The organism is Pseudomonas sp. S30 (assembly GCF_016518545.1).
GTDB lineage: Bacteria > Pseudomonadota > Gammaproteobacteria > Pseudomonadales > Pseudomonadaceae > Aquipseudomonas.
Genome location: NZ_JACVTO010000006.1, coordinates 249055 through 256367 on the forward strand (window position 1 = coordinate 249055; position 7313 = coordinate 256367).

Genomic DNA, 7313 nt, shown 5'->3' on the forward strand with positions numbered 1-7313 from the left:
ACATGAAACTTCCGAGCCACAAGCCCGGTGCACTTCTGTGGGCGGCACTTGGCGAATTCAAATCGACGTTGATCAGCGTGGGTTGTTTCACCGCGCTGATCAATATTCTCATGCTGGTGCCATCGATTTACATGTTGCAAGTGTACGACCGTGTACTCAGTTCGCAGAACCAGACAACATTGTGGATGCTGACCTTGATGGTGGTCGGCTTCTTTTTCTATATGGGCGTGCTGGAGGCGGTACGCAGTTTCATCGTGATCCGCGTCGGTCACCGGCTGGAGCAACGCTTCAACCTGACGGTGTATCGCGCCGCCTTCGAGCGCAACCTGCGCCAGGGTGACGGCGCCGCAGGTCAGGCGCTCACCGACATGACCCAGGTACGCCAGTTCGTGACTGGCCCTGCCTTGTTCGCCTTCTTCGATGCGCCCTGGTTTCCGGTGTACCTGGCGGTGATCTTCCTGTTCAACGTCTGGCTGGGGGTGCTGGCCAGTGCCGGTGCGGCGCTGCTGGTGGTGCTGGCCGTGCTCAACGAGCGCCTCACCCATCGCCCGCTGGCCGAGGCCAGCCGCTTGCAGCAGCAGTCCAGCCACCTGGCCGCCAGCCAGTTGCTCAATGCCGAGAGCATCCAGGCCATGGGCATGCTGGGTGCCCTGCGCCAGCGCTGGTTCGCCCTGCATGGGCGCTTTCTGGAGCTGCAGAACCAGGCCAGCGACACCTCGGCGGTGATCACCGCGACCAGCAAGGCCCTGCGCCTGTGCTTGCAGTCGCTGGTGCTCGGGCTGGGGGCGCTGCTGGTGATCGAGGGGCAGATGACGCCGGGCATGATGATCGCCGGGTCGATCCTGATGGGGCGGGTCCTGGCGCCGATCGACCAGCTCATCGCGGTATGGAAGCAGTGGAGCGGCGCGCAACTGGCCTATCGTCGCCTGGATGCACTGCTGTGCGAGCACCCCGAGCCGCCGGCACCCATGCCACTGCCGGTGCCTACCGGGCAATTGTCGGTGGAGCAGGTCAGCGCCGGGCCGCCGGGTCGTCAGCAGGCGACCGTGCAACAGGTGAGTTTCGCGCTTGCGCCGGGTGAGGTGCTCGGCGTGCTGGGCGCTTCAGGCTCCGGCAAATCGACGCTGGCCAGGCTGCTGGTCGGTGTCTGGCAGCCGCTGGTGGGACACGTGCGGCTGGACGGCGCCGAGTTACGCCAGTGGGACCGCGATGCACTCGGGCCACACATCGGCTACCTGCCCCAGAGCATCGAGTTGCTGCGTGGCAGCATCGCCGAGAACATCGCCCGCTTTGGTGAACTCGACGGCCACCAGGTGGTGGAAGCCGCTCGCCTGGCAGGGGTGCACGAGTTGATCCTGCGCCTGCCGCAGGGGTACGACACGCGCCTGGGTGAAGGAGGCGCAGACCTTTCGGGTGGGCAGAAGCAACGTATCGCGCTGGCCCGTGCGCTCTATGGTCATCCCTGCCTGGTGGTGCTCGACGAGCCCAACTCCAATCTCGACAGCCTTGGCGAAGCGGCGTTGGCCAGCGCCCTGGTGCAACTCAAGGCCCTGGGCCGTACCGTCGTGCTGGTGACCCATCGCAGCGCCGCGCTGGCCCAAGCCGACAAGCTGCTGGTGATGAACGACGGGCGCATGCAAGCCTTCGGCCCGGCGCGGGAGGTGCTTCAGGCGTTGGGGCAGGGCGCGGTGCAACGACCTTTGCAAGCGGGAGGTGGCGCATGAGTGCTCGAGGCGATACGCCAGGTTTCTGCGTCCGCCTGGGTTGGCTGCTGACGCTGCTGGGCTTTGGCGGCTTCATGCTCTGGGCCAGCCTCGCGCCGCTCGATCAGGGCGTGGCGGTGCCGGGCACCGTGGTGGTGTCAGGCAAGCGCAAGGCCGTGCAGTCGATGGCGCCGGGCGTGGTCAGCCGGATCATGGTCAGCGAGGGGCAACGGGTGCGCCAGGGTGATCCGTTGCTGCGCCTGGACCGCACCCAGGTGCAGGCGGACGTCGAAGGCTTGCAGGCGCAATACCGCATGGCTCAAGCCAGCCTGGCACGTTGGCGTGGCGAGCGGGACAACCTGGAGCAGGTGCTGTTTCCCGAGCAATTGAACGAAGCCTCCGATCCGCAGCTCGGCGCGGTGCTGGAAGGCCAGCGTCAGCTGTTCGACAGCCGTCGCCAGGCCCAGGCCCGCGAGCAGGGTGCGCTGGCGGCCAGTATCGAGGGCTCGCGAGCCCAGTTGCAAGGGATGCGTCGGGCCAGGGGCGACCTGCAGGCCCAGGCCGATTCCCTGCGCGAGCAGCTCGACAGCCTGCGACCATTGGCCGGAGAGGGCTACATCCCACGCAACCGGGTGCTCGAGTACCAGCGCCAGTTGTCCCAGGTGCAGCGCGATCTGGCGCAGAACGCCGGCGACAGCGCGCGGCTGGAGCAGGGCATCGTCGAGGCGCGGCTGACCCTGCAGCAGCGCCGCGAGGAATACCAGAAAGAGGTACGCACCCAACTGGCCGAGGCCCAGGTGAGAACCGCCACGCTGGAGCAGCAGCTCAACTCGGCGCGCTTCGAGTTGCGCCACAGCGACATCCTCGCGCCCGCCGACGGCATCGCCATCAACCTGGGCGTGCACACCGAGGGCGCCGTGGTGCGTGCCGGTGAAACGCTGCTGGAGATCGTGCCCCAGGGCACGGCCCTGGAGGTGGAAGGGCGGTTGCCGGTGAACCTGGTGGACAAGGTCGCGCCGCAGCTGCCCGTGGACATTCTGTTCACCGCGTTCAACCAGAATCGCACGCCGCGGGTCAGCGGCGAAGTGGCGCTGGTGTCAGCGGATCAGTTGCTCGATGAGCGCACCGGGCAACCTTATTACGTGCTGCGCAGCACCGTCAGCGAAGAAGCCCTGGCGCGCCTGCATGGGCTGTCGATCCGTCCCGGCATGCCCGCCGAGCTCTTCGTGCGTACTGGCGAACGCTCGTTGCTCAACTACCTCTTCAAGCCCCTGCTCGATCGAGCCGGCAGCGCCTTGACCGAACAATGAGGACGCTGTGATGAAGTTATCTCACCGGGGCCTGCTGTTGGCCTGCATGCTGCTGCCAGCCGGCGCACAGGCGACCATGGGCCCGTTCCAGGTGTACGAGCAGGCCCTGCGTCGCGACCCGACCTACCTGGCCGCCTTCAAGGCTCGCGAGGCCGGCCAGGAGTACCGCGCCATCGGCCGGGCCGGCTTGCTGCCGAACCTGTCCTACAACTACAACAAGGGCCGCAACGATTCGAAGGCTACGTACCTGGGAGACTCGCGCCGCACCAGCGAGAACCGCCGCTACGACAGTTACGGTTCGAGCTTCATCCTGCAGCAACCGCTGTTCGACTACGAAGCCTACGCCGCCTACCGCAAAGGCGTGGCGCAGACGCTGTTCGCCGACGAAAGCTTCCGCGACCAGAGCCAGCAGTTGCTGGTGCGGGTGATGACCAGCTATACCCAGGCGCTGTATGCCCGCGACCAGATCGCGATCAGCGTGGCCAGCAAGCAGGCCTACCGTCAGCAGTTCCAGCAGAACCAGCGGCTGTACCAGGCCGGGGAGGGCACGCGTACCGATATCCTGGAGGCCCAGGCCCGCTTCGAGCTGGCCGATGCCGAGGAGATCCAGGCGCGCAACGACGAGGACGCCGCCCTGCGCGAGCTGGGCGCGCTGATCGGCGAACCCGCGGTGCTGATCGACGACCTGGCTCCGCTGCGCAGCGGCTTCGCGCTGCCAGTGATGACACCCAGCGGTTACGAGGCCTGGCAGTCGCTGGCGCTGTCGAGCAACCCTGTGCTCGGGTCCCAGCGGCATGCCTTGGAGGTGGCTCGTTACGAGGTCGAGCGCAATCGCGCTGGCCACCTGCCCAAGGTCAATGCCTTCGCCACCTCACGTCGTCAGGAATCGGACAGCGGCAACACCTACAACCAGCGCTATTCGACCAACACCGTGGGTATCGAGATCAGCCTGCCGCTGTTCGCCGGTGGGGCGGTCAGTGCCTCGACGCGTCAGGCCAGCCGGCACCTGGAGCAGGCCGAGTACGAGCTTGACGGCAACACCCGCAGCACCTTGATCGAGTTGCGCCGTCAGTACAATGCCTGCGCCTCCGGTGCCAGTCGGCTGCGGGCCTACGAGCGGGCGTTGCAGGCGGCCGAAGCGCTGGTGACCTCCACGCGCAAGAGCGTGCAGGGCGGCGAGCGGGTCAACCTGGACGTGCTCAATGCCGAGCAGCAACTGGCCACGACCCGGCGCGACCTGGCGCGCGCGCGCTACGATTACCTGCTGGCGTGGATCAAGCTGCACTACCAGGCCGGCACCTTGAGCGAGGCGCAACTGGCCCGGGTGGACGAGGCGTTCGTGGTGGCCGGTAGCTGACGGGCGTCAGTCGACCTCGACCACGCACTGCACCTGCGCGACCCCGGCCAGGATGAGGGTGATCTCGTCGTCCAGCTGTTTGCCGAGCAATTGCAGCCCCAGCGGCGAGCGGGGAGTGATCACGGTGACCTGCGCCGCGCCCCGGCCGATCTTCAGCCCGGCGCCCTCCGGGCCGAGGAACAGGCACTGCCGGCGGCCTTGGTCATCCTCGAGGGTCACGCGATTGCTCAGCTGGATTCCGCGAGCCGCGTCGTAGTCGCGCAATATCAGTTGCTGATAGGCGAGCAGCGCCTGGCGCAGTTCGGCACTGCGCCGCGCCTGGCCAGTGGCGAGGTAGGAGGCCTCAAGGCCCAGGGTGTCGTACTTGTTCTCGGCGATGTTCTCTTCGGCAGTGGCGGTCTCGTAAGCGGTCTGCGCTGCGCGACGCAGCAGGTCGCAGTCGTGTTCCAGGCGTTCGACGATGCCAGCGAGCAGGGCGGTCTTGTCCATGATCAGCGGCAGAACTCCGCGACCTTGGCCTGGCTGTTGGCCGTGGGCGCCGTGCGGTTCTGTTGCAGCCAGAACTGGCACTTGGGATTGTCCAGATGGCGTGGATCGGCCTCGATGGCGTCACGCGCCTGCTGCTCGCGAAGGATTTGCTGGTAGCGCTCGAACATGGCCTGCTGGCTATCGGCGGGCGCCGCCGTCGGCGCGGCAGCCGATGGGGTCGCCACCTTGGCAGGCGCCAGCGCCTGGGCCAGCGGTTCGACCTGCTGAGGCCACAACTGCCAGGCCAGCCAGAGACTCAGCCCGATGGCCACAGCCCCCAACCATATGCCCAGTGCGATGCACACCATCAACCGCACCGGATGGTAGGTAATCTTCAGCTCGCGACGACGCAGCATGACGGCTTCCTGAATGTGGGGACGAGCGCTGATTGTCGCACGCCGCACCCGTTTTGTTTCATCGCGGCGTTCGCTTGCCTAGGCACGCTCCCCAAGCGTAGGTCGGCGTGTGGATGAAAAGCCAATCCTGCGTCTCCCCAATCCGGATATACACTCGTCCGCAAAACCCCCAGAATACCGGCCGGACACCTTTCGACACTGCGCCCCAGTTCCCATGAGAACCACCATGCACCCCACCTGGGACATCTTTTGCACGGTCGTCGACAACTACGGCGACATCGGCGTGACCTGGCGCCTGGCTCGCCAGCTGCACGCTGAACACGCTCTGCCGGTACGCCTGTGGATCGATGACCTGCACGCCTTCGCCCGCCTGTGCCCGGCCGCCGACCCCGAAGCCGATCAGCAGTGGCAACAGGGCGTGGACATCCGCCGCTGGTCTGCCCAGTGGCCTCCGGTGACGCCTGCCGAGGTGGTCATCGGTGCCTTCGGCTGTCGCCTGCCGCCGGATTACCTCCAGGCGCTGACGCAAAGACCGACGCCCGCCTTGTGGCTGAATCTCGAATACCTGAGCGCCGAAGACTGGGTGCAGGGCTGCCATGGTTTGCCATCCCCCCAGCCCAACGGCTTGCGCACGGTGTTCTTTTTCCCAGGTTTCACCCACGGCACCGGCGGCCTGCTGCGCGAGCAGGGGCTTATCCAGCGCTGCACCGCCTGGCAGGGTGACGGCGACGCCCGTCAGGCCTTCCTCGCTCGGCTAGGTGTGCACGCAGACCCTGCGGCCCGCCTGATATCGCTGTTCGCCTACGAGAACGATCAGCTGGGAGCCTGGTTGCAGGCCCTGGTCGAGGGCTCGCCGCCCACCCACGTGCTGGTACCCGAAGGTCGGATCCTCGGCGACCTGAACGCCTGGCTGGGCGATACGCTGACGGTGGGTGATGTTCGCACTGTGGGTGCGCTCACGCTGCAGGTGCTGCCTTTCGTCAGCCAGGACGACTACGACAGCCTCCTGTGGTGCTGCGACTTCAATGCCGTACGTGGTGAAGATTCCTTCGTGCGCGCCCAGTGGGCCGGGCGTCCCTTGCTGTGGCACATCTATGTGCAGGAGGAAAATGCCCATTGGGAAAAGCTCGAGGCCTTCCTGAGGACCTATCGTCACGGCCTGTCGGACCCGGCTGCGCAAGCGCTGACCGACACCTGGCGTGCCTGGAACATGGACCGCGACATGGCCCAGGCCTGGCGCGCCATGCAGCCGCACTGGGGGGAACTGCAGGCCCACGCCCTCGAATGGCGTGCCCGGCAGGCCGCTCAGCCCGACCTCGCCACAGCGCTGGTACAGTTTTACCGAAATTGGCTATGATATGCGGCCTCGATTTTTATAAATCCATCCAGATTCGGATACTGCGTAATGAAAACTGGTAAAGAACTGAAACCCGGCACCGTCCTGCGGATCGACAACGACCCGTGGCTGGTCCAGAAAGCGGAATTCACCAAATCGGGCCGTAACAGCGCGATCATGAAGACCAAGCTGAAGAACCTGCTGACCGGCTACAAGACCGAGACCGTCTACTTCGCCGACGACAAGCTGGACGACGTGATCCTGGATCGCAAAGAAGCGACCCTGTCGTTCATCAATGGTGACGAATACACCTTCATGGACACCACCGACTACACCATGTACGAGCTGAACGCCGAGGACATCGACGCCGTTCTGCCGTACATCGAAGAAGGCATGGAAGATATCTGCGAAGCCGTGTTCTTCGAAGGTCGTCTGGTATCGGTAGAACTGCCGACCACCATCAGCCGCAAGGTCGTCTACACCGAGAACGCTGCGCGTGGCGACACGTCCGGCAAGGTCATGAAGCCTGCCAAGCTGGCCAATGGCACTGAAATCCAGGTCGCCGATTTCATCGAGATCGACGAGTGGATCGATATCGACACCCGCGACAACAGCTTCAAGGGCCGCACCAAGAAGTAAGACTTCGGGCGACCTTACGAAAACCCGGCCTTGGCCGTAATGCTGTTCACTTAAGCATTTGAGTCCGAGCCAGGGTTTCTAGAA

7 protein-coding genes are annotated in these 7313 nt (G+C 65.3%); 5 read left to right on the plus strand and 2 right to left on the minus strand.

Features of this window, described 5'->3' with window-relative positions; translation table 11 throughout:
* Positions 1–2 precede the first annotated feature (2 nt).
* The 3 genes from IAE34_RS09690 to IAE34_RS09700 are packed head-to-tail and all read left to right on the plus strand — an operon-like array spanning position 3 to position 4370.
* Complete coding sequence (locus IAE34_RS09690) at positions 3–1724, plus strand: type I secretion system permease/ATPase (RefSeq protein ID WP_200138720.1); 1722 nt, start codon at positions 3–5, stop codon at positions 1722–1724.
* Positions 1721–3013, plus strand: coding sequence for an HlyD family type I secretion periplasmic adaptor subunit (locus IAE34_RS09695; protein ID WP_200138721.1), 1293 nt, complete (start codon positions 1721–1723; stop codon positions 3011–3013). Before IAE34_RS09690 ends, IAE34_RS09695 begins: the two co-directional genes overlap by 4 nt.
* Before the next feature lie 10 nt (positions 3014–3023).
* Entirely contained in the window at positions 3024–4370 is a 1347-nt protein-coding gene (locus IAE34_RS09700; protein ID WP_200138722.1) for a TolC family outer membrane protein, read from the plus strand.
* Positions 4371–4376: 6 nt separating this feature from the next.
* On the opposite strand, the gene IAE34_RS09705 is transcribed toward IAE34_RS09700, so the two are convergent.
* A complete protein-coding gene (locus tag IAE34_RS09705) occupies positions 4377–4859 on the minus strand; it encodes a transcription elongation factor GreAB (protein WP_200138723.1) in 483 nt (160 codons plus the stop codon).
* A 2-nt stretch (positions 4860–4861) separates the two neighbouring features.
* Positions 4862–5254, minus strand: coding sequence for a hypothetical protein (locus IAE34_RS09710; protein ID WP_200138724.1), 393 nt, complete (start codon positions 5252–5254; stop codon positions 4862–4864).
* A 226-nt stretch (positions 5255–5480) separates the two neighbouring features.
* Here IAE34_RS09710 and earP point away from each other — a divergent pair, with 226 nt between their 5' ends.
* A complete protein-coding gene (gene earP / locus IAE34_RS09715; protein WP_200138725.1) occupies positions 5481–6611 on the plus strand; it encodes an elongation factor P maturation arginine rhamnosyltransferase EarP in 1131 nt (376 codons plus the stop codon).
* Positions 6612–6659: 48 nt separating this feature from the next.
* Entirely contained in the window at positions 6660–7229 is a 570-nt protein-coding gene (gene efp / locus IAE34_RS09720; RefSeq protein WP_029613941.1) for an elongation factor P, read from the plus strand.
* The last annotated feature ends 84 nt before the right edge of the window (positions 7230–7313 follow it).

Excerpts from the sequence above, each read along its gene's own strand:
- IAE34_RS09690 (WP_200138720.1), top strand. The coding sequence starts at position 3 with ATGAAACTTCCGAGCCACAAGCCCGGTGCACTTCTGTGGGCGGCACTT.
- IAE34_RS09695 (WP_200138721.1), top strand. The coding sequence starts at position 1,721 with ATGAGTGCTCGAGGCGATACGCCAGGTTTCTGCGTCCGCCTGGGTTGG.
- IAE34_RS09700 (WP_200138722.1), top strand. The coding sequence starts at position 3,024 with ATGAAGTTATCTCACCGGGGCCTGCTGTTGGCCTGCATGCTGCTGCCA.
- IAE34_RS09705 (WP_200138723.1), bottom strand. The coding sequence starts at position 4,859 with ATGGACAAGACCGCCCTGCTCGCTGGCATCGTCGAACGCCTGGAACAC.
- IAE34_RS09710 (WP_200138724.1), bottom strand. The coding sequence starts at position 5,254 with ATGCTGCGTCGTCGCGAGCTGAAGATTACCTACCATCCGGTGCGGTTG.
- earP (WP_200138725.1), top strand. The coding sequence starts at position 5,481 with ATGCACCCCACCTGGGACATCTTTTGCACGGTCGTCGACAACTACGGC.
- efp (WP_029613941.1), top strand. The coding sequence starts at position 6,660 with ATGAAAACTGGTAAAGAACTGAAACCCGGCACCGTCCTGCGGATCGAC.